Origin of the sequence: Edaphobacter acidisoli (assembly GCF_014642855.1) — a bacterium.
GTDB lineage: Bacteria > Acidobacteriota > Terriglobia > Terriglobales > Acidobacteriaceae > Edaphobacter > Edaphobacter acidisoli.
On record NZ_BMJB01000001.1, the window covers coordinates 1693568 to 1713185 of the forward strand.

Sequence of the window (19618 nt, forward strand, 5' to 3'; positions counted from 1 at the left end):
GCACTCACTTCGCGCGCGGATGCGTCTCGTCGTACACGCGCTGCACCTGCCCCACGGTGAGCTGCGTGTAACGCTGTGTCGTCGAGAGCCGTTCGTGCCCCAGCATCTCCTGAATCGCCCTCAGGTCCGCGCCTTCCTCCAGCATGTGCGTGCCAAACGCATGGCGCAGCGTATGCGGATGCACATCTGCTGCAAGTCCGCGCGACAGCGCAATCGCCTTCACAATTCGCCCCACACTGCGCGTCGTCAACCTGCAATCGCCGCGCATCCGCAGGTTCGTCAGCAGCGGCCCTTCATGCACCAGCGCGCCTTTACCCGCAGCAATCAATTTCGCTTCCCGCAAAGGCAGGTAGACGCGGAGAGCAGCAGCAGCCTCATCGCCCAGAGGAACCAGCCGCTCCTTGCGCCCTTTGCCGCGCACCAGCACAGCATCGTCGCGCCACTTCACGCTGCTCATATCCAGCCCCACCAGCTCCGAGTTGCGAATCCCACACCCATACAACAGCTCGAAAATCACACGGTCCCGCTCCGGCCAAGCCGCCGCCTCCTCCGCATCTTTCTTCGCTGGTTTGTCCAGCGAATCGAGCACCCGGTTCACCTCTTCCACACTCGGCACCCTCGGCAGATGCTTCGGCAACTTCGGCGTACTCACCAGCAGCGCAGGATTCTGCTCGACCTTGCCTTCCTTCGCCAGCCACTTGAACCAGCTCCGGATCGCCGCCAACGCTCGCGCCGCACTCGCCTTCGTCAAACCGCGCTCATACAACACGCCGAGATAAGCGCGAATATGCAGATGCTCCACCGCGCAGATCTTCGCCCCATCACCCAGCGTCTCGCGCAAATGCTCGGCAAAGCTCCGCACCTCCCGCGCATAGGCCCGCACCGTATGCTCCGACGCCCCGCGCTCATTCGCAAGCATCGCCAGAAAGCCTTCCGCCAATTCGGCAACTTCGTTCTTCGCCGCGCTCATCCACCACCCTCAACCAACTAACAACCAGCAACCATCAACTTGCTTTCCGCTTCCCTCTCGGATGATGCATCCGATGCACCTGCTTCAGCCTGCCCAATGCCACATGCGTATACACCTGCGTAGTCGCAATATCGGCATGACCCAGCAAAGTCTGAACGCTGCGCAGGTCCGCACCATGCTCCACCATATGCGTCGCGCAGCTATGCCGCAGCTTGTGAGGACTGGCATGGCGGTTCGTCGAACGCACCATCTCCCAAACCCACTGCCGCGTCAGAGCCTTGCCGCGAACCGACAGGAACAAACTCCGCTGCACACCGCCACGCACCAACCCCGGACGCCCCAACTTCAAATACCGCTCCAGTGCATCCACAGCACTTCGCCCCAGCGGAACAATCCGCTCCTTATCGCCCTTGCCGCGAACCTGCGCCCGCCCCAGATCAAGATGCAGGTCCTCCACTCGCAGCGAACAAATCTCCGCCACGCGCAGCCCGCCCGCATACAGCAGCTCCAGAATCGCATGATCGCGCAACGCCAGGCCATCCGCATCCGCAGCACGAGCCGCAACACCGGTGCGCTCCAGCATCTCGGCAACCTCGCCCTCGGCAAGTGACTTCGGCAGCACCTTCCAACTTGCCGGAGTTTCTACATTCACCGTCGGATCGCGATCAATCCGCTTGTCCATCAGCAGCCAGCGATAAAACCCACGTAGACAGCTCAGCTTTCGCGCAATCGACCGCGACTCCACCCCATGCCCGCGCATCCCTTCCATGAACCCGCTCACATCAGCCTGTTCCGCGGTTATCAGCAACCCGCTGCGCCCTTCCAGATGTTCGGCAAACTGCTCCAGGTCACGTCCGTACGCCTCGCACGTCGCCGGACGCATGCCCTTCTCGACACGCAGGTACACCACAAACTCCCGCACCATCCGCGCGTTTCCCGTCACCTGGCCCTCGTCCCGCATAGCCCCAATTATCCGCGCCCGCGCCGACCAAATTGGAGCCCATCCCATCCGCAGTACCCACCTCGCCAGCACCAATCTAGCCACTTCCAATCCACAAACTCAGTCCAACACAGCTTAGTCATTCTGCGCTGATAAACTGAGAGACAGTATGTTTGAAAACCTCTCAGAAAAACTCCAGCGTTCCTTCAAAAACCTCCGCGGCGAAGGCACCATCTCCGACGAGAACATCTCCGAGGCCCTTCGCGAGATCCGCCTCGCCCTGCTCGAGTCCGACGTGAACCTCGCCGTCGTCGACGAGCTCATCGAGCACATCCGCACCCGCGCCGTCGGCTCACAGGTCGCCACCGCGCTCTCGCCCACCGAGCAGATCGTCAAAATCGTCCACGACGAGCTCGTCAACGTCCTCGGTCGCGACACCGCGCGCTTCAAGTTCTCCTCGCAGCCGCCCAGCGTCATCCTCATGGCCGGCCTGCAAGGCTCCGGCAAAACGACCACCACGGCCAAACTCGCGCAGTGGCTCAAAAAAGGCGGCCACCGCCCCATGCTCGTCTCGGTCGACGTCTATCGCCCCGCCGCCCGCGAACAGCTCAAAGTCGTCGCGCAGTCCATCTCCGCGCAGCTCTACGAAGGCCATCTCGACGTAAAGGGAGCAGGCACAGACGAAGTCCTCCGCCTTGCTCGCGAAGCGAAGCGCGAAGCCGCCAACTACGGCTGCGACATCCTCATCGTCGACACCGCCGGCCGCAACCACATCGACGCCGAGCTGATGGACGAGATGGCCGCGCTCAAAAAGCTGCTCAACCCATCCGAGATCCTCTTCGTCGCCGACGCCATGACTGGCCAGGACGCCGTCAACTCCGCCAAGGCCTTCAACGACCACCTCACCATCACCGGAGCCATCCTCACCAAGATGGACGGCGACGCCCGCGGCGGCGCTGCGCTCTCCATCCGCCACGTCACCGGCGCGCCCATCAAGTTCCTCGGCACCGGCGAAAAGCCCGACGCCTTCGAGGCCTTCCACCCCGACCGCATCGTCGGCCGCATCATGGGCCACGGTGACATCGCCACCCTGCTCGAGCGCGCCGAAGAGCGCCTCGACAAGGGCAAAGCCGAGCAGTTCGCCAAGAAGGCCCTCACCGGCGACGGCTTCACGCTCGAAGACTTCCGCGACCAGCTTCGTCAGATTAAAAAGATGGGCTCGATGAAGTCGATCCTCAAGATGCTCCCCTCGGTCGGCCCCTTCGCGGGCATGTCGAAGGCCGTCGAAAACGTAGACGAGGGCCAGTTCAACCGCGTGGAAAACATCATCAACTCGATGACCGCAAAAGAGCGCGCCGACCACGAGCTCATCAACGGCAGCCGCCGCAAACGCATCGCGGCAGGCAGCGGCACCACAGTCCAGGACGTAAACAACCTCCTCCGCCAATACGCCCAGATGCGCAAGATGTTCAAGACCATGGGCTCAGGCGGCGGCATCAAAGCCCAGCAAAGAATGCTAAGCCAGATGCAGGGACGGCAACGGTTCGGACGTTAGCTACGATGGAATACCGTTTCGATTTGGGTTATCAAACCACTGCTTCATTTCAGCAATAAACTCCCAGACGTCATCTGTACCAGGCTTCACGTACCCGGTAGCCTCTGGATCTTCACCCATCCTTTCGAAAATTTCTACTAGCCAATTAGTCCCTTTACCCGTCGCTCCTAGTTGGGAAAGCCATGACTCCAACTCGCCCCGGCGAAGCACAAATAATCCGTATTTGGCTAACATATCAAACAGATTGTTCGCGGCTTCTTTGTCCGACGCAGATAACACGTCGATGCCGCCATCTTTCTTCATATTTTTTCCGGTGGCATTAAACTTATCCAGAACAGCTTTCCGGCTCGTTGCCAGTGCCTGACAATCAATGTCGGGAATGAAACCGCCCTCTTTTAGAAACGAAGACCATTCCGATCCGCCGTCCTTGATAATGTCTACATCGACAATCGCCGCAGCAGGTATCCCAAGTTCACGCAGTGGGCGGATTATCGTCTTAACAGTTTGTTTATTTTGCGCGTTAAGAAAAAGGCAGTTTGGAATGCCACGCGAAGGACTAAAACGAAGCAATCTCTCATTAATTTCCTGATAGAAAGCCCGGTCTGTGTCGGATTCAGTCACAACAACGAATTCATAAGACAAAGCGTTAAGCACGCCTGTTGAGCGAAGAAGTGGATTCCGCATCAACCTAAAAACGTCCTTGTTATCTAAAACCCGAGCGGTCGCTACACCGGCCCTATAGGTTAAGCGAATGATATTTACAGGCACGCCTGATTGAATGCAGCCCATAACGAAATGGGAACTGTGTGTTGAAACAAAGAGGTTTTTGTTTGCCTTTGCAGTGAGACGTGACATCTCGTTACCGAGTTGAAACGCAAGAGGAGGGTGCAAGAACGCTTCAGGCTCATCGACAACTAAAACGAGTGGGTCTCCTGCAACAATCTCAGTGATTATTCCGGTAAATGCCTTTACGCCGTCACTAGTTATTTCAATGGGTGTAGCTTCTCTGTAATATTTCAGAGCTCCCTCATTCAGCCCCTGTTCTTCAACCTCGGATGTGGGTTCGCGTTCTGAAAAAACAAGCCTCAGATGTCCCCCATTAGATGGGTCTATAACCAAGTGCTGCGCAAACGCCTCATACAGTACGCGCCGTACCTCGCTGCGCTTGGCTGTATCTCTAAAAAGAACTTGGAAGCTAGAAGTTGGATGACCACTCCTCAGATCGCCCATTGCCTGCTGATTGACCAAGTTGATCCGGTTGGCGCCGCTCAAGATCAAGGTGGCGTGTTGTAGATACCATTGGCATCTTTGTAGAGAAATCGGACCTGTCAATGCTGCTATCAGTTGCTCCCTAGGAACTTGTACAGGTTGATAAGGGCGTCTACCGAAAAGGACAAAACCCGCCGGGAGCGTGCGACTATGTTCATTTTCAATTTTGTATTTCTCAATAAGTTCTTCTGCCTCGCCCCGTGAGAAAGGGGTTATACCGAGTGATTGGATGATCTTATTGTTCGGCGCGCTTTGGTGATTGCCAACACAATAGTTCTGAATTTCGCTTAAGACTACGCTCTTGCCAGAATTATTCGGCCCCACAAAAACTGTAATTGGGCTAAGTCTAATGACTTCGGGTGCGGAGGTCGCACTCTTACCGAACTTCAACAGAAGCTCTCCTACGCTTAACAAGCTGTACACCTCGCATGTAGTTGCGATAACTTTGTTATCGAAGAATCCTTACATTCATAAACCATCACATTCACGTTTATACAGCCGGGTGCCCCATGTCGCGCCAGCGGGTGGCCCATACACACGGTATCAAAATTCCCTGCACTAACCCAACAAGCTTAGGTTATGATTGAGCCGTGGGTTCGCTTATATTTCCTCCCGTCCGTTTCGTGGTCCATACGAACGACCATCTTCCCCGGCACGTTCATGGGAGTATGAGTGAGACAGAGGTCATCGTTGATCTGCTGGAAGACGGAAACGTAGCGCTGGCCAACCGAAGGGACGCTATACGGCCCGCGAATGCGAAGCGGTCGGACGTGAAGAAAATCCTACGCTCCGCCGCCGAGCACTTCGACGACCTGGTAGCCCTATGGGAGAAGACTCATGACAAAGCATAAGGTAGTGACGACAGATACCGAGATTGACCGAGCGATTCGCGCGGCGAAGCAGTTAACTGACGAGCCGCGCGTAGTACAGGTTGAGTACAGACCGGGACACGGCCTCGACCTGCTCATTCTGAAGATGAGCGATGGCAGGAGAGTGCTGATTCCCCGCGAAGACCTCGAAGGCCTACAGAATGCCCGCCGCGAAGAGATTGCAGAGATAGAAATCTCTCCGAACGGAACGGCGCTGCACTGGCCCCGTCTCGATCTCGACTACTACGTCCCGAACCTGCTGCGGCACATCTACGGCAGCAAACGCTGGATGTCGCATGTCGGGCGACGCGGCGGAAAAGCAAAGAGCGCCGCAAAAGCCGAAGCCGCCCGTGCCAACGGATTGAAGGGCGGCCGCCCGTCCACAAAGCATGTAGGAATGGTGGCCTAGCGGCACGATTGTGCATTTGCCAGCCAAAATCGCATGTCAAGCCACATTCATCCATAAGCCACACAAATAGAGCAACATCCACGTGGCGGTTTAGTTTTCTCCGCTCGCTATACTTAAATCAGAGGCAAATCTACTGCTGGCAAATGCTGCACCCACATATCTCGTACTTAAGCCAAATAGAATGAATACTTTGGTACTTAAGTACGGGGAGGGGGTACCCCGACATGCCAGGTGCCCATTCCCAATCCTCCTATCAGGATTTAATTCCGTCAGCCATCTCCAGAGCTACAATTGCGCACTCCCCGGGTACACAATTCAAGTCTCGTGAAAGTGAGAGAACAAATCATGCTCGGAAATCAGATAGGCGAAACGAAAGGAAAAAGGCTTGTACGACGGGTCATCTCCGTCACCCCACCAACCGCAGAAGTGTCCTTTGAAGACTCCGGCCATCTACTCGGCATCAACGTCACCGGCATGGGGACCTACACCTCCGTCGTCCGCCCCGATGGCTCCATCTTCGGCAACGGACAAGGCCTCAGTACAACAGCAGACGGCGAGTCCGTCATCTGGACCGGAAGCGGCCTCGGCAAATTCGGCCCCGGCGGCTCCGTCAGCTACCGCGGCATGCTCTTCTACCAGACAAACTCCGCAAAGTTAGCCGCTCTCAACAACGCCTGCGCAGCCTTCGAGTTCGAGACAGATCCCTCCGGCCAAACTACCGCCAAGCTCTGGGAATGGAAGTAGGCATAGCAACCCGGGTGGCCGTGTGCCCCACATCTCGCCTTTAAGATGTGGGGCATTCGCGAAGCGCGCACCACTTTGTCACGTACTCGTTCGGCATACGGGCAATCTCGATGCCCCGATGCAACTCAGCCTAACTCTGACGCAAACGGTGCAGCCACCATCCACCTTCGAGTGCTGACGTCATTGATGTCCCTGATTACACTCTGAAAACAAATCCGCTTCGTTTGGGTTCCTACGAGCTAGGATTCCGCGAGGGTATGTACGTGAACCCGTTCGACGTCAATATCATCCACTTCCTCAATCAGTTCGCCCAACAATCGCACTTCCGCGACTACTTCATCGACACCGTTTCCACCAATCGGCTTCTCACTACAGCATTCCTCTCCAGCATCCTCTGGTGGGCCTGGTTTCGCAACGACATCACTGGACAAAGTTCTGAGCAGGCAGGCGTGCTTTGCGAAGACAGAAAGATCATCACCACAGGTGTCATCCTTTGCATCCTGGCAATCTTTATGGCTCGTGCCCTCGCTGTCCTGCTTCCCTTTCGCGAACGCCCTCTGCGCAATCCAGCTCTGCACTTTCACCTGCCATTCGGACTCAATACCAACAATCTGTTCGGATGGAGCTCCTTCCCGAGCGATCATGCCACCTTCTTCTTCGCTCTTGGAATGACTATATTCTGCATCTCTCGAAAGCTCGGAATCGCCGTCTGGTGTTATTCCTTCTTTGTCGCATGTGTACCGCTCGTCTATCAGGGGATTCACTATCCAACCGGCATTCTCGCCGGGGCATTAATCGGCACTGCTATAGGAAGCCTGAATCTCAATAAGCGTGTAAGGGCATCTCTCAGCTCCGCACCACTGCGCTGGGTGGCACAGTCTCCGCGTACCTTTTATCCCTGCCTTTTCCTCATCACTTTCCTGTTCGGAGTCTTGTTCAATCCCGTTCGGCTCATCGCCACGGCCTCCCAGCACGCCATTCGAGATATTCTCCACCACCATTTCTAACGATTTATTCCCATGACTGCCCATCGCCGACTTCAGTCATAGTCGCCACTCATTCTGGCGTTTAAACTGGAGCTATTCGCATTGCCCGCAGGCTCTTGCCATGTCATCAAAACCGTATTCATCTCGAATAGTCCTTCCTTCGAACAAGCACGCCTCGAACCTGATTCGCAATTCGCGCATCAGACTCAAAACGACGCGGACTTTCGAGGAGGGACCAAATGCTACTGATCATTCTCATTATTCTGATTCTGATCTTCGGTTTTGGCGGCTATCGCATGGGGCCGGGGCTCGGCTATTACGGCGGCGGCAGCATCAGCCTTATTCTTCTCATCATCCTGATCCTGCTCCTACTACGGGTCTTCTAAACAGCAACCGCTTCATGACAGCTCCATCAGGATTCCATGCACATTACTGAAGAAGAGATTAGTACGCTTGTCGACCGCTTCTACGCCAAAGTCCGCCAGGACGAAGAGATCGGCCCCATCTTCAACGCCATCGTCGACGACTGGCCGCACCATCTCGCCAAGCTCAAGGACTTCTGGTCCAGTACGATGCTCGGCAGCGGTCGTTACAAAGGCCACCCGATGATGACCCACCTTCAGCTCCCTCTCGACCCGCCCCACTTCCATCGCTGGCTCACTCTCTTTGAAGAGACCGCCAGCGAGACACTGCGGCCCACCGCCGCCGCCGAAATCCTCGACAAAGCCCACCGCATCGCCCAGAACTTCCAGGCAGGCATCGCCTACCAACGCGCCGCTTCCACATCTGACTGATCAAAACTTACTTGCAGAAAACCTGTCTTGCTCATTACAGTGGCACGGTAAACGATTTCTATCCCGACAGGTTTCCAAATGCTCTTTACCCGCCGCCGTGCCCTCCAGTTGATGGCCTCCGGAGCATCTGCGCTCGCCCTCCGCCCATCCTTCGCACAACAAAGCGCCAGCCTCCCCATCGCCGCAGGCCCATTCAAGGGCACGCGCGAATCGCTGGCTGCCTACACTGTCCCCGCGTGGTTCGCTGAAGCCAAATTCGGCATCTGGTCACACTGGGGCCCGCAGTCCGCCGTTGAATACGGCGATTGGTACGCCCGCACCATGTACATCCAAGGCTCCAGCGAGTACTACTACCACGTCGAAACCTACGGCCATCCCTCCAAAGTCGGCTACAAAGACCTCATCCCCCAATTCAAAGCCGCGCGCTGGGATCCTGACCATCTCATGGACCTCTACGTCAAGGCTGGCGCAAAGTACTTCTTCTCTATGGGTGTCCACCACGACAACTTCGACATGTGGAACTCCAAATATCAACCACGCTGGAACGCCGTCGCCACCGGCCCCCAACGCGACATCGTCGGCGAGTGGAAGACCGCCGCCCGCAAACGCGGCCTGCGCTTCGGCGTCAGCGAGCACCTCTCCAACTCCTTCGACTGGTTCGCCCCCGCGCACACCAGCGACTCCACCGGCCCGCTCGCCGGCGTCCCCTACGACGGCACACTCTCCGACTACGCCGACCTCTACCACGACTACTCCGGCATGCCTGCCAACTTCGCCAAAACCGCAGAAGCCATGGGCCGCGTCGCACCCACCTGGTGGAAGCTCCAGTACTTTAACCGCGTCAAAGACCTCATCGACCAGCACCAGCCCGACATCCTCTACACAGACGGAGGCATTCCCTTCGATGAGTACGGCTTCTCGCTCGTCGCCAATCTCTACAACGTCAGCGCCGCCCGCCACAATGGCGCGGTCGAAGCCGTCTACACCAGCAAGACGCGCACCGACTGCGAAACCGGCACCTGCGCACTCGACCGCGAGCGTGGCGTCCTCGACGACATCTCACCCACGCCCTGGCAGACCGACACCTGCATTGGGGGCTGGCACTACAAACGTGGCATCAAATACAAGTCCGCGAAAAAAGTCATCGACCTGCTGGTCGATATCGTCAGCAAAAACGGCAATCTGCTCCTCAACTTCCCCCTGCCCAACTCCGGCGAACTCGATTACGAAGAGATGGTCACGCTCAATGGCATCACCGCATGGATGCAGACCAACAGCGAAGGCATCTACGCCACACGCCCGTGGAAAGCCTACGGCGAAGGCCCCGCAATGAAGGTCGTCATTCCATCCAACGGTAAAGAGTTCGATCCCAACGAAGGCAGGAAGCCAGACCTCGGTCCAACGGACATCCGCTTCACCACCAAACCCGGGATCCTCTTCGCATTCGTTCAAGGCTGGCCCGGCGCAGAAGCCGTCATCACATCGCTCGGCACAACCAGCGCACAGAACCCACCCAAAATCACAAGCGCCACCATGCTAGGCCACGATGCGCAACTGAAGTTCACGCAAAGCAGCGACGCACTCCGCGTCAAACTCCCCGGCAACCGTCCAAGCACAGCCGACATCGGTATCGCACTCAAGCTCACCACCGCCTGAGTCCCCATCGTGGACACAAAAGAAAAGCCCCGGACAACCCCGGGGCTTTCCTTTCAAACCAGGCTCGACGAAATTACTGATTCACACCGCTGGCCAAAAATCCACCATCCACCACCAAAATCTCCCCAGTAACAAACGCCGAAGCATCGCTGGCCAAAAAGATCGCCGACCCCACCAACTCCTCCGTCTTGCCAAACCGCCCCATCGGCGTCCGCATCAACAGCTCCTTGCCGCGCTCGCTCTCATCCAGCAGCTTCGCATTCAATGCAGTCCGAAACACTCCAGGAGCAATCGCATTCACAGTCACGCCCTGCGAGCTCCACTCCACCGCCAGCGACTTCGTCAGCGCGCCAACCGCGGCCTTGCTCGCCGCGTAGGCCGTCACTTCCTTCAGACTCACAAACGTATTCAGCGACGCGATGTTGATGATGCGTCCATACCCGCGCTCCAGCATGTGCTTGCCGAAGATCTGGCAGGCCCGCAGCGTACCCGTCACGTTCGTGTTCATGATGTCGTTCCAAGTTTCTTCCGGAACCGTCAACGTAGGCTCGCGCTTGATCTTGCCCGCGCAATTAATCAGAATGTCCACCTTGCCAAACGCTTTCAACGTTCCATCAAGCAGGGTCTGCAGAGTCGCGCGATCGCCCACGTCCGAGGTCAGCCGCAGCGACCGCCGCCCCGTCGCTTCAATTGCCTTGGCGGCCTCGTCTACCTGCTCCTGACGGCGCGAACTTGCCACCACATCGGCCCCGGCCTCTGCCAGTCCGATTGCCATCGCCAGGCCGATACCCGACGTTCCGCCCACCACTACAGCCGACTTGCCGCTCAGATCAAACAACGGATGACCCATCGAAAATGTCCTCTCCTCTTTCAAAAAATCTGTTGCCCATGAGCTGTTCGAGAAGCTGCAAGATACTCCAGTATCCGGCCCGCAACCTCCTCCGGCGCGCGGTCGTTGACGACATGCAGCGCATCCGTGGGTCTCTCCAGAGTAGCAAGCTGGCTGTCCAGAAGCTTCGGATTCATATATTCATGCCGGCGTTTTGCCAGACGCGTCGCAATCAGCTCTTTCGGCCCATCCAAAAATATAAACTGCAGATGAGCAGGAACCACACCGTCTTTCAGCGTCTCCTGATATTTCACCTTCAGTGCAGAACACGCCAGCACACCGCTCGTGCCATCGCCGTCCCACCCACGCAGCAGCCGGTTCAAGTCGTGCAACCAGGGCGCGCGCTCCTCATCGGTCAGCGCGGTGCCGCCCGCCATCTTCTGCTTGTGTGATGGAGGAAAGTAATCGTCAGCATCGGCGAACATCCATCCCGCACGATTGGCAATAAGCCGGCCAATCGTCGTCTTTCCGCATCCGCTCACACCCATCAGCACCGCAATCATTCACACTCCCGCGTTGGCGGACGCGCCACAGGCCCCGAGTACAACAGGCCATAGACGCGCCCGCTTCCGAGCCTCTACCTCTGAATCCGCGCAGAGCCGCCGCTGGCAAACGCCTTCACCTGGTCCAGCGTCGCCATCGTCGTATCGCCTGGGAAGGTCGTCATCAGCGCGCCATGCGCCCAGCCTAGTTTGATCGCCTCTTCCGGCGTGTTTCCGTTCAGCAGCCCATAGATAAAGCCGGCAGCAAAGCCGTCGCCGCCGCCCACACGGTCCAGCACATCCAATTCGCACGTTGGAGCATACACAGCTTTGCCGTTCACCCACGCCACAGCGCTCCACGTGTGATGGTTCGTCGTATGCACCTCGCGCAGAGTCGTCGCCACGACCTTCACCTTCGGGAACTTCTTCACGACGTTCTCAATCATCCCGAGAAACACGCTCGTATCCAGCTTCGACTTGGCCGTCACCTCCGGCCCGGCCACCCCAAGTCCCTTCTGTAGGTCCTCTTCGTTGCCCACCAGCACGTCCACGTTCTCGACAATCGCGCCCAACACCTTGTGCGCACGCTCCATGCCGCCCTGCGGCTTCCACAGCTTCTCCCGGTAGTTCAAATCAAAAGAGCAGATCGCGCCAGCGGCCTTAGCAGCCTTCATCGCCTCAATCGCCAACTCCGCCGTCGTCTCCGAAAGCGATGCAAAAATTCCGCCGCTATGGAACCATCGCACGCCCTCACCGAAGATCGCCTTCCAGTCGAAGTCGCCCGGCTTCATCAGCGCCGCCGCCTCGTTGCATCGGTTGTAGAACACCACCGGAGCGCGCACTCCCAGCCCCTGGTCGCTATACACCGTGGCCATATTCGGCCCGCGCACGCCGTCATGCTCAAACCGCTTGTAAAGCGGACGCACGCCCATCGCCAGCACGCGCTCGGCAATCAGGTCGCCAATCGGATAGTTCACCATCGCCGTCGCAATGCCCGTGCGCTGCTTAAAACAATCCGACAGGTTCGCCGCCACATTGAACTCGCCGCCACTCACATGCACCGCAAAGTTCGTGGCTTTGCGAAACGGGATGATCCCCGGGTCCAGCCGGTTCACCATTGCACCCAGCGAAAGCAGATCCAGTGATCCCTTCTCAGGGATATTGAAGCCTAGACTCACGACATTCCTCCTCAAAGTTCTCCGACGCCTTCCAAGGCCATCGAGTTTACTCTCTCTCAACGACTTTGTTACTTGCCCAGAAACACAGGTTTGATGTGGCGCTCATAAAGATTAGTTGTCACATTTCGCGCAACCACCTCTTCATTCGCCTCCAGAGCCTTCAGATATCGATCACCCATCTTCGCCGCCACCTTGAATCCCACATGCAGCAACTGACGGAAGCTTGGGTTGTAAGCCTTATTGCCCTGATCATGCCGCAGTGCTGACGTGTATTGCGCGCTGGTCCATCCATTCACTTCTTCTGGCTTCGGCAACTTCGCAGGATCAATATCGATCACCGTCGCATAAGGCGCGCACAACTCTTCGGCATGAGCAAACGCCTCGGCATAAACCTCCTTGGCAATCTCCAACCCTGTCCCGCCAGCTTCAGCCAGGCCAATCAGCTCCTCAAGCCAAGTCGTGCCCGCAGTCTTCATGTGGACGCCCGCACCAAACTTCTTCACCCCATCATGAATCGCTTTATAGATCGAAAACTTGTCCGAACCCGAGTGCACACTCAGCTTCAAATTCTCCGGCAGCCCATAGCGCTTCACCGCAAACGCAATCGTCGCCAGATCATCGGTGAACTCCTTCGTGAACTGCGCCACATCGCCCACATAGTCCACACCCTTGTTGAACCGCCCGGTAAACTTCGGCGCAATCGTCTGGATCGGAATCTTCTCATCCGCAATCGCCGCCAGAATAATCAGCAACTCCACCGGCGTCTGCGGCGAATCAGTCTCGTCCATCGAGACCTCAGCAATAAACTTGCCCTCGCCCTTCTTCTCCACTAGATACCGATAGATCTTCCCTGCATCCTGCACCGCGGCCAGAAACTTATTCGCCACCGCCGTCACAAACGCCACATCCGTCTTGAACGGCTGATTGATCTGCGGAATCGTCACCGTCCCCACCAACTCCGGATGCCGCGCCACAAACGCAGCAACGTCCTTCGCATCCGCAGGCTGGCCAATCATCTCCGCCACATCCAGCGTAAAGAAATCGCACGGCGTCAGAAAGCGGTCCACCGTCTTCAAATTGATATGGTCTGCATCCAGAAAGTAAGGCTTCGTCCACTGCAGCGCCTTCACCGCTGCATCAGCCTCAACCCGCGTCTGGCTCGGCTCCGAACCGATGATTGTGTGCTCGCGGTTCGATTTGTTCCACACCGGAACTACCTCAACGCCGGCTTCACCCGCCATCACGCAGGCCGCCAACTGCGCCTTTGCCTGGTGCGCAAATCTGTCCCCCACACCCAAAGAAAACTTAGGAAGCCTCAACCCCTCACTCATCGCAAACGCTCTTTTCTACCCTCAATTAAATTGGTTCGACCAATTTCGGATTGTCCCAGCATACCGGCAAACCCACCCAGTTGCAAACACTAATCCTTGAACCGCCCCTCATAAGCCCAAAGCCCCAGCCCAGGATTCGAGATATAGAAGATCTCCTCCCCATCCACCACATTCCACCCATCCTTCAGCTTCGCCGGGTCATACTTGGCCGAATACTCCTTCAAATCCCCATAAGCAAAGTGCACACTCTCAATCTCCTCGCGCGTCAGGTGCCCAGGACAATACCGAATCGTGAACCGCCCCTCGCTCGATCCGTGAATCAAATGCGCCGCCGCACTCAGGTTCCTCGCCAGCGCCGGATCTTCCTTCACCAACTCCAGCGTCTTCGGAGTCCCACAGTACCCATACTTGCGAATCAGCTTGTCAATCGCCGCATCCTCGCCAAACTCATGCACCCCGGGAGCCAGCACAATCAACTCCGCATTGTCCGCCAGCGCCATCCGCGTCCGGTACACACTCTTGTTCCCCAGCCAGGTGCTCCTGAACTCATGCGGATCAAGAAACACAACCGCCTTCTTGATCTCACGGTTCATCATCTGAAAGTTCACCTTCAAACTCAGCGCCGCTGCCAGCTCAAAACACTCCGTATCGTCACCGATATACAACCCGCGAATTACCAGATCACCAGCGTCATTCTTCCCCACCACCGTCTGCACATACACAATTGGCGGCATGTGCTTGCCGAAGTGCTCGCTCGCATAGTTCAGCACCCGCCGCACAGGAGTATCCGCGCGACCCATCATGCGCTCCATGCCATACACCGCACCCAGAAAATGGCTGCGATGAATCCCAATCGACCCACCCGTCCCCACAAAAATATTCTTGTTGTAGTTCGCCATGCCGATCACTTCATGCGGAACCACCTGCCCAATTGACAAAATCAAATCATGCCCGCCATCCCGCAGCAGCTTATTCACCTGCGCCGGCCACGGATAATCAACCTTGCCCTCACTCACGTCATACAAAAAGCTTCCCGGCACCTCGCCCAGCGTCACCACATCGTTCCGCCAGTCATGCACGCGAAATAGCCCACGCGGAGTCGCCCCAAACATCGTCGCAATCTCCGTATCGGTCATCGCCTTATGCGTGCCCAGCGCAGGCAGCACGTCCGTCAGGCGCTCGCCATAGTACTGCCAGGCCATCGCCGTCAACACACCGCTCTGCGAATGCATCCGCGTAAAGTCCGGCGGCACAGCCAGCACCTTCTTGCGAGCGCCCAGCTTATCCAGCGCAGAAAACAGCCCCGCCTTCACCTCAGCCAGAGACATCTCGGTTGTCGGCGATCCAGCACCAAAATACAGACTCATCGCTCTCTCCGAACTACAGCTTGTAAGCCTTCTTCACCAGATCGACCGTCAACTGACGAGCCACTTCAAACGCCTCATCCTCATCCAGCCTATGCTCGGCAACCAACCGCCCCAGAAACGCGCAGTCGATGCGTCGCGCCACATCATGCCGTGCCGGAATCGAAAGAAACGCACGCGTGTCATCGTTGAACCCAACCGTGTTGTAGAACCCAGCCGTCTCCGTCGCCTGTTCGCGGAACCGCATCATCCCCTCAGGCGAATCCTGGAACCACCACGGCGGCCCTAGCCGCAGCGACGGATAGTGACCCGCCAGCGGCGCCAGCTCACGCGAGTAAGTCGTCTCATCCAGTGTGAACAAGATAAACGTCAGCCGCGAATCGTTCCCGTACTTGTTCAACAGAGGCCGCAACCCGCGCACATAGTCCGTAGGAGCAGGAATGTCCGCGCCCTTATCGCGCCCAAACTTCTCGAACAGCTTTTGATTATGGTTTCGCACCGACCCCGGATGAAGCTGCATCGTCAGCCCATCCTCCACGCTCATGCCGGCCATCTCCGTCAGCATCTGCGCCTGGAAAAGCTCAATATCCTGCGAGCAAGCGCGCCCCGTCAAAATCCGTCCATACAGTGCCGAAGCCTCCTGCTCCGAAAGATCCGCTGTCTGCGCCGTCAGATGTCCGTGGTCAGTCGCCGTCGCGCCCATCGACTTGAAGAACGCGCGCCGGTTCCGCAGAGCATTCAGATAGCCCTTATACGTCCCCACATTCTCGCCCGACAGCGCGCCCAGCTTCTCAATGTTCTCGACAAACCCTACATACTCCGCATCAATCACCGAATCCGGCCGGAACGTCGGCAATACCCTGCCCTTCCACCCAGAAGCTCGCATTGCCTTGTGATAATCCAGCGTGTCGATCGCCGTATCGGTCGTCGAAAGCACCTCAATATTGAAGCTCTCAAACAGCGCCCGAGGCCGAAACTCCGGCGTCTCCAGCCTCTTCGCAATCAGGTCGTAGTACTCGTCCGCATTGTCCGGTCCCAGCCGCTTCTTCAGACCAAACTGCTTCTCGAACGCATAGTCGATCCACAGCCGCGTAGGCGTTCCGCGAAACAAATAATAGTGCTTCGCGAATATCCGCCAAACCTCTCGCGGGTCCGCCGACTGCTTCCCATCCACCTGCGGAATCCCCAGCGACTCCATCGAAACGCCCTGCGAGTACAGCATCCGGAAGATGTAATGGTCAGGCTGAATGAACAATGCCGTGGGGTTCGGAAACGCGCCATTCTCCGCAAACCAGCGCGGGTCGCAATGTCCGTGCGGCGAGATGATCGGCAAATTCCTGATAGCCTCATATAACTTCACCGCTACCGCACGCGCCGCACCCTCTGCCGGAAACAGCCTGTTTTCATTCAGCATTCTCTTTCATCCCCCAAGTGGTACTACCAGCGTCCCGTTTCAAAACAATAACATTTAGAAGCCTATCAAATTTGTTCGCACCACGAGCAATATCTTTATCGTGTCTCAGAAATTGCGCTTTTATGCCATTCAAGCCCCTTATGAAACATCGTCTTAACGCACTGGGATTCTGCTCTAGTGTTAGCTAGCCGCCGCGATGGTGCCAGTAGCAGATCAGCGTTGCCCAGTATGGGTACTGCTCTATCAACAGGAATTATTCCTGCTCTGCCTAACCAGAAGTACGAAGCGTTGTCTAACGGGCAAAAGAACAGGCGATTGTTGCGAATTCCATTTTTCGTCACTGGCTGATGTTAACGATTGGAACTGTTTCACGTTGTATTGCGTAGAAGAGGTCGAGGGCAGATCGGCAAGAAGAGCTTGATTCTGAAGCTAGCCCTGAACAGATTGGTAAGTTCTCGATGATCTGAGTTTTGTCGTGCGATCAGGGCCGCAGTGAACGATACCTCGTTGTATTTCATCTTTTGAATCTCTGAAGAACTTCTGGAGTGTCTTGCGCGCCATAGGCGTGACCGCAGTCATGCGTGCGATGGAGCGAATGAGAAGTCGTGTCTTAAACGCGCCCTGCTGGGCATGTGGGAGGACGTATGAGCACTCGTTTGATCTTGGGATGGATCGTCGTGCTGGGAATAGTCGCGAATGGTTTTTCGCAGCAGATGCCGCGGGTAGTAGTGAACACATCGGATGTCACGGAGAGCGCAGGCGCAGTTCAGCAACGACTGCTCAATAGGGTTGCGGCATTCGAAGCAATGGTTCGGAAAGCGGAACAGGAGCATATGACGGGGCTGCCGATAGCCAGGCTTTATTGGCAGTTGGGTATGTCGTATGAGGATGCAGGTGAGATTGGACGAGCGGACGCGACACTTCAACATGCGGAGGCATTGTTCAGACAGTCAGACAGCAAAGGCGGAGAATTGGCGGAGGCACTCGACAGCCTTGCCGTATTGGATGGGGCCACGGGAAGAGTTCCAGATGCCATGAAGGAAGAGCTGGAGGCATTGCAGCTCCGGCAAAAGTTAGGTAATCGTCTATTGATGGCGAGGAGTTGGAACACACTTGGAGCACTTGCGCTTAAACAGAAGAAGTTCGATCAGGCAAGAGCATTTTCGCAGAAGGCCGCGGACGAATTTGAAGGAAATAAGGACGCCACCTTGAACGACAAGTTAGCTGCCAGATATGGACTGGGCATGGCGTTATGCGGGCAGAAAGATTACACAACTGCGGTCTCGGTACTGAAGAATGCCGTCACAGATGCGCGTTCCATGCCTTCAGTGGAGCCAATCCCGATTGGGATTGGTGAGTTTCTCCTCGGGTATGCCTATTGGCATTCAGGAGATGCGACTGATGCCGGAATTGAAATGAAGACAGGGGTGAACACGCTCAATGCTCAGTTAGGCTGGGGCGCTCCATCGTATGTGCAGGTGCTGAAGATCTATGCGAAGTATCTGCATCTGACGCGGAATGTAGAAGAGGCAAATGAAGTGGACCGTCGCATACAGCAGGCAGACTCAGTCGTGAGCGTTGGTGCACTGCAGTCGAGTGCTGGGGTGTTTGGATTTGACAGCCTGCGGTAGCAGGTTGTGTTAGACCGCCTTACGGCCTCACTTCTAGATGAGAGGGCGACCTTCGATGTCGAGAGCGATATGGTAAAGCGCGTCGCGAGTGGCGAGGGCAGCGTTGCCATCTTCGAGGAAGGTGAGGCCGACGAGGTTGTTGCCGCTGATGGCAAGTGTGGCTTCGGCGGCGGGCGTGATGCGGACGATGCCTCGCTGACCGTGGAGGCTGGCGGCGACGTAGAGGTTGCCGTCGATGTCGAAGGCCATGCCCTGCGCGCGACCGAGGCCCCGATAGAAGACGGAGATGTTGCCGGCGTGGTCGATGGCGTGGATGGCCTGGTTGCTGGAGGTCGTCGGGCCGGTGACGAAGAGTGTGCCGGCATTGTTGAAGGCGAGATGATAGGCAGCGACTGAGGGTTCGAGCGTGGCGAAGACAAAAGTTTCGCCGCTTGCACCGGGCGTTGAGCCAGGGGCGATCTTGAAGATGGTGCCGGAGCGGTCGCCTACATAGAGACTGCCTTCGTGGTCGAAGGCAATGCCTGTGGCGATGCCGAGGCCTTCGGCGTAGGTGGTAAAGGTGCCTTCGGCAGTGATGCGGTAGACGGTTCCTTCAGCGCGAGAGCTGACATAGAGGTTGCCGTCAGGGCCGAAGGCGAGGCCTGTGGCGTTGAGGATTTCGCGGACGAAAGGCGTGATCTGGAAGTCGCGCTGGATTTTGAAGATGGAGACCGGGGTGGACTGGCCTCGCTGGCCGGAGAGCGTGGCGTAGACGTTGCCGTCGGCGTCGACGGCGGGGTTGGCGACGGGGTGGAGGTTTTCGGCCATGGGCACTGCGATGCTGACGGGGAGGTGATTGCTTTCGTGGCCGTTGCGATGGAGGACGAGGTCGCCGGAGATGGCTCCTTCAGGTACGGTGACAGTGGCGCGGGTGGGGCGGCTGAGGGTGACGGGAGATGGGGTGTCGCCGATGGTGGCCTGCGGGATGTGCGCTGCGATGGGCTCGAGGTTGGCTCCAAGGACGTCGATCTGACCGCCAGGCATGGCTGCGGATGGAGATGCACTGTCGAGGTGCGGAAGCGGATGCGTGTCGTGGTGGAGCAGTGAGCGAAGCGTGGTCATGCTGGATTTAGCGTAGACGGGCGGTGTGGGGGAGTG

19 protein-coding genes are annotated in these 19618 nt (G+C 57.2%); 9 read left to right on the forward strand and 10 right to left on the reverse strand.

Annotated features, from left to right (window positions below; genetic code table 11):
• Positions 1-4: 4 nt before the first annotated feature.
• Both IEX36_RS06885 and IEX36_RS06890 read right to left on the reverse strand, forming a co-directional pair.
• Entirely contained in the window at positions 5-970 is a 966-nt protein-coding gene (locus IEX36_RS06885; RefSeq protein WP_188758515.1) for a tyrosine-type recombinase/integrase, read from the reverse strand.
• Between the two features lie 34 nt (positions 971-1004).
• Positions 1005-1931, reverse strand: coding sequence for a site-specific tyrosine recombinase (locus tag IEX36_RS06890; RefSeq protein WP_188758516.1), 927 nt, complete (start codon positions 1929-1931; stop codon positions 1005-1007).
• A 148-nt stretch (positions 1932-2079) separates the two neighbouring features.
• Here IEX36_RS06890 and ffh point away from each other — a divergent pair, with 148 nt between their 5' ends.
• Positions 2080-3465 (forward strand): signal recognition particle protein, encoded by a 1386-nt coding sequence (ffh, locus tag IEX36_RS06895; protein ID WP_188758517.1) that lies wholly within the window; start codon positions 2080-2082, stop codon positions 3463-3465.
• Here the strand turns inward: ffh and IEX36_RS06900 are convergent, their stop codons facing one another.
• Positions 3466-5124, reverse strand: coding sequence for an AAA family ATPase (locus IEX36_RS06900; RefSeq protein ID WP_229668773.1), 1659 nt, complete (start codon positions 5122-5124; stop codon positions 3466-3468).
• A gap of 233 nt (positions 5125-5357) precedes the next feature.
• On the opposite strand from IEX36_RS06900, the gene IEX36_RS06905 reads away from it, so the two are divergent.
• The 7 genes from IEX36_RS06905 to IEX36_RS06935 all read left to right on the forward strand — a co-directional run bounded on the left by IEX36_RS06905 (position 5358) and on the right by IEX36_RS06935 (position 10192).
• Entirely contained in the window at positions 5358-5585 is a 228-nt protein-coding gene (locus IEX36_RS06905; RefSeq protein ID WP_263364949.1) for a DUF4160 domain-containing protein, read from the forward strand.
• On the forward strand, positions 5572-6012 hold the full coding sequence (locus IEX36_RS06910; protein WP_188758520.1) for a DUF2442 domain-containing protein: 441 nt from the start codon (positions 5572-5574) through the stop codon (positions 6010-6012). Before IEX36_RS06905 ends, IEX36_RS06910 begins: the two co-directional genes overlap by 14 nt.
• A gap of 426 nt (positions 6013-6438) precedes the next feature.
• Positions 6439-6756, forward strand: coding sequence for a hypothetical protein (locus IEX36_RS06915; protein WP_229668775.1), 318 nt, complete (start codon positions 6439-6441; stop codon positions 6754-6756).
• 257 nt (positions 6757-7013) lie between these two features.
• A complete protein-coding gene (locus tag IEX36_RS06920; protein ID WP_188758522.1) occupies positions 7014-7763 on the forward strand; it encodes a phosphatase PAP2 family protein in 750 nt (249 codons plus the stop codon).
• A gap of 218 nt (positions 7764-7981) precedes the next feature.
• Positions 7982-8128: a DUF3309 family protein gene (locus tag IEX36_RS06925; RefSeq protein WP_188758523.1), complete on the forward strand. Its 147-nt coding sequence runs from the start codon at positions 7982-7984 to the stop codon at positions 8126-8128.
• Between the two features lie 36 nt (positions 8129-8164).
• Entirely contained in the window at positions 8165-8536 is a 372-nt protein-coding gene (locus IEX36_RS06930) for a group III truncated hemoglobin (protein WP_188758524.1), read from the forward strand.
• Between the two features lie 78 nt (positions 8537-8614).
• Positions 8615-10192, forward strand: a complete 1578-nt coding sequence (locus IEX36_RS06935) for an alpha-L-fucosidase (RefSeq protein ID WP_188758525.1) — start codon at positions 8615-8617, stop codon at positions 10190-10192.
• Positions 10193-10265: 73 nt separating this feature from the next.
• Here IEX36_RS06935 and IEX36_RS06940 read toward each other — a convergent pair whose 3' ends face one another.
• From IEX36_RS06940 to uxaC, 6 genes are all read right to left on the reverse strand, one after another.
• Positions 10266-11042, reverse strand: coding sequence for an SDR family NAD(P)-dependent oxidoreductase (locus tag IEX36_RS06940; RefSeq protein ID WP_188758526.1), 777 nt, complete (start codon positions 11040-11042; stop codon positions 10266-10268).
• A 20-nt stretch (positions 11043-11062) separates the two neighbouring features.
• Positions 11063-11584, reverse strand: a complete 522-nt coding sequence (locus IEX36_RS06945) for a gluconokinase (protein ID WP_188758527.1) — start codon at positions 11582-11584, stop codon at positions 11063-11065.
• A gap of 74 nt (positions 11585-11658) precedes the next feature.
• A complete protein-coding gene (locus IEX36_RS06950; protein ID WP_188758528.1) occupies positions 11659-12741 on the reverse strand; it encodes a PfkB family carbohydrate kinase in 1083 nt (360 codons plus the stop codon).
• Between the two features lie 68 nt (positions 12742-12809).
• Positions 12810-14072, reverse strand: a complete 1263-nt coding sequence (locus IEX36_RS06955) for a tagaturonate epimerase family protein (protein WP_188758529.1) — start codon at positions 14070-14072, stop codon at positions 12810-12812.
• An 89-nt stretch (positions 14073-14161) separates the two neighbouring features.
• Positions 14162-15439, reverse strand: a complete 1278-nt coding sequence (locus tag IEX36_RS06960; RefSeq protein WP_188758530.1) for a nickel-dependent putative hexonate epimerase — start codon at positions 15437-15439, stop codon at positions 14162-14164.
• 13 nt (positions 15440-15452) lie between these two features.
• Positions 15453-16850: a glucuronate isomerase gene (uxaC, locus tag IEX36_RS06965; RefSeq protein ID WP_188758531.1), complete on the reverse strand. Its 1398-nt coding sequence runs from the start codon at positions 16848-16850 to the stop codon at positions 15453-15455.
• A gap of 644 nt (positions 16851-17494) precedes the next feature.
• On the opposite strand from uxaC, the gene IEX36_RS06970 reads away from it, so the two are divergent.
• Complete coding sequence (locus IEX36_RS06970; RefSeq protein ID WP_188758532.1) at positions 17495-18481, forward strand: tetratricopeptide repeat protein; 987 nt, start codon at positions 17495-17497, stop codon at positions 18479-18481.
• Positions 18482-18514: 33 nt separating this feature from the next.
• Here the strand turns inward: IEX36_RS06970 and IEX36_RS06975 are convergent, their stop codons facing one another.
• On the reverse strand, positions 18515-19582 hold the full coding sequence (locus IEX36_RS06975; RefSeq protein ID WP_188758533.1) for a Vgb family protein: 1068 nt from the start codon (positions 19580-19582) through the stop codon (positions 18515-18517).
• Positions 19583-19618: the final 36 nt, after the last annotated feature.

Bases quoted from the DNA above. Each gene is read 5' to 3' on its own strand.
- IEX36_RS06885 (WP_188758515.1), bottom strand. From the start codon at position 970: ATGAGCGCGGCGAAGAACGAAGTTGCCGAATTGGCGGAAGGCTTTCTG.
- IEX36_RS06890 (WP_188758516.1), bottom strand. From the start codon at position 1,931: ATGCGGGACGAGGGCCAGGTGACGGGAAACGCGCGGATGGTGCGGGAG.
- ffh (WP_188758517.1), top strand. From the start codon at position 2,080: ATGTTTGAAAACCTCTCAGAAAAACTCCAGCGTTCCTTCAAAAACCTC.
- IEX36_RS06910 (WP_188758520.1), top strand. From the start codon at position 5,572: ATGACAAAGCATAAGGTAGTGACGACAGATACCGAGATTGACCGAGCG.
- IEX36_RS06920 (WP_188758522.1), top strand. From the start codon at position 7,014: ATGTACGTGAACCCGTTCGACGTCAATATCATCCACTTCCTCAATCAG.
- IEX36_RS06925 (WP_188758523.1), top strand. From the start codon at position 7,982: ATGCTACTGATCATTCTCATTATTCTGATTCTGATCTTCGGTTTTGGC.
- IEX36_RS06930 (WP_188758524.1), top strand. From the start codon at position 8,165: ATGCACATTACTGAAGAAGAGATTAGTACGCTTGTCGACCGCTTCTAC.
- IEX36_RS06935 (WP_188758525.1), top strand. From the start codon at position 8,615: ATGCTCTTTACCCGCCGCCGTGCCCTCCAGTTGATGGCCTCCGGAGCA.
- IEX36_RS06940 (WP_188758526.1), bottom strand. From the start codon at position 11,042: ATGGGTCATCCGTTGTTTGATCTGAGCGGCAAGTCGGCTGTAGTGGTG.
- IEX36_RS06945 (WP_188758527.1), bottom strand. From the start codon at position 11,584: ATGATTGCGGTGCTGATGGGTGTGAGCGGATGCGGAAAGACGACGATT.
- IEX36_RS06955 (WP_188758529.1), bottom strand. From the start codon at position 14,072: ATGAGTGAGGGGTTGAGGCTTCCTAAGTTTTCTTTGGGTGTGGGGGAC.
- IEX36_RS06960 (WP_188758530.1), bottom strand. From the start codon at position 15,439: ATGAGTCTGTATTTTGGTGCTGGATCGCCGACAACCGAGATGTCTCTG.
- uxaC (WP_188758531.1), bottom strand. From the start codon at position 16,850: ATGCTGAATGAAAACAGGCTGTTTCCGGCAGAGGGTGCGGCGCGTGCG.
- IEX36_RS06970 (WP_188758532.1), top strand. From the start codon at position 17,495: ATGAGCACTCGTTTGATCTTGGGATGGATCGTCGTGCTGGGAATAGTC.
- IEX36_RS06975 (WP_188758533.1), bottom strand. From the start codon at position 19,582: ATGACCACGCTTCGCTCACTGCTCCACCACGACACGCATCCGCTTCCG.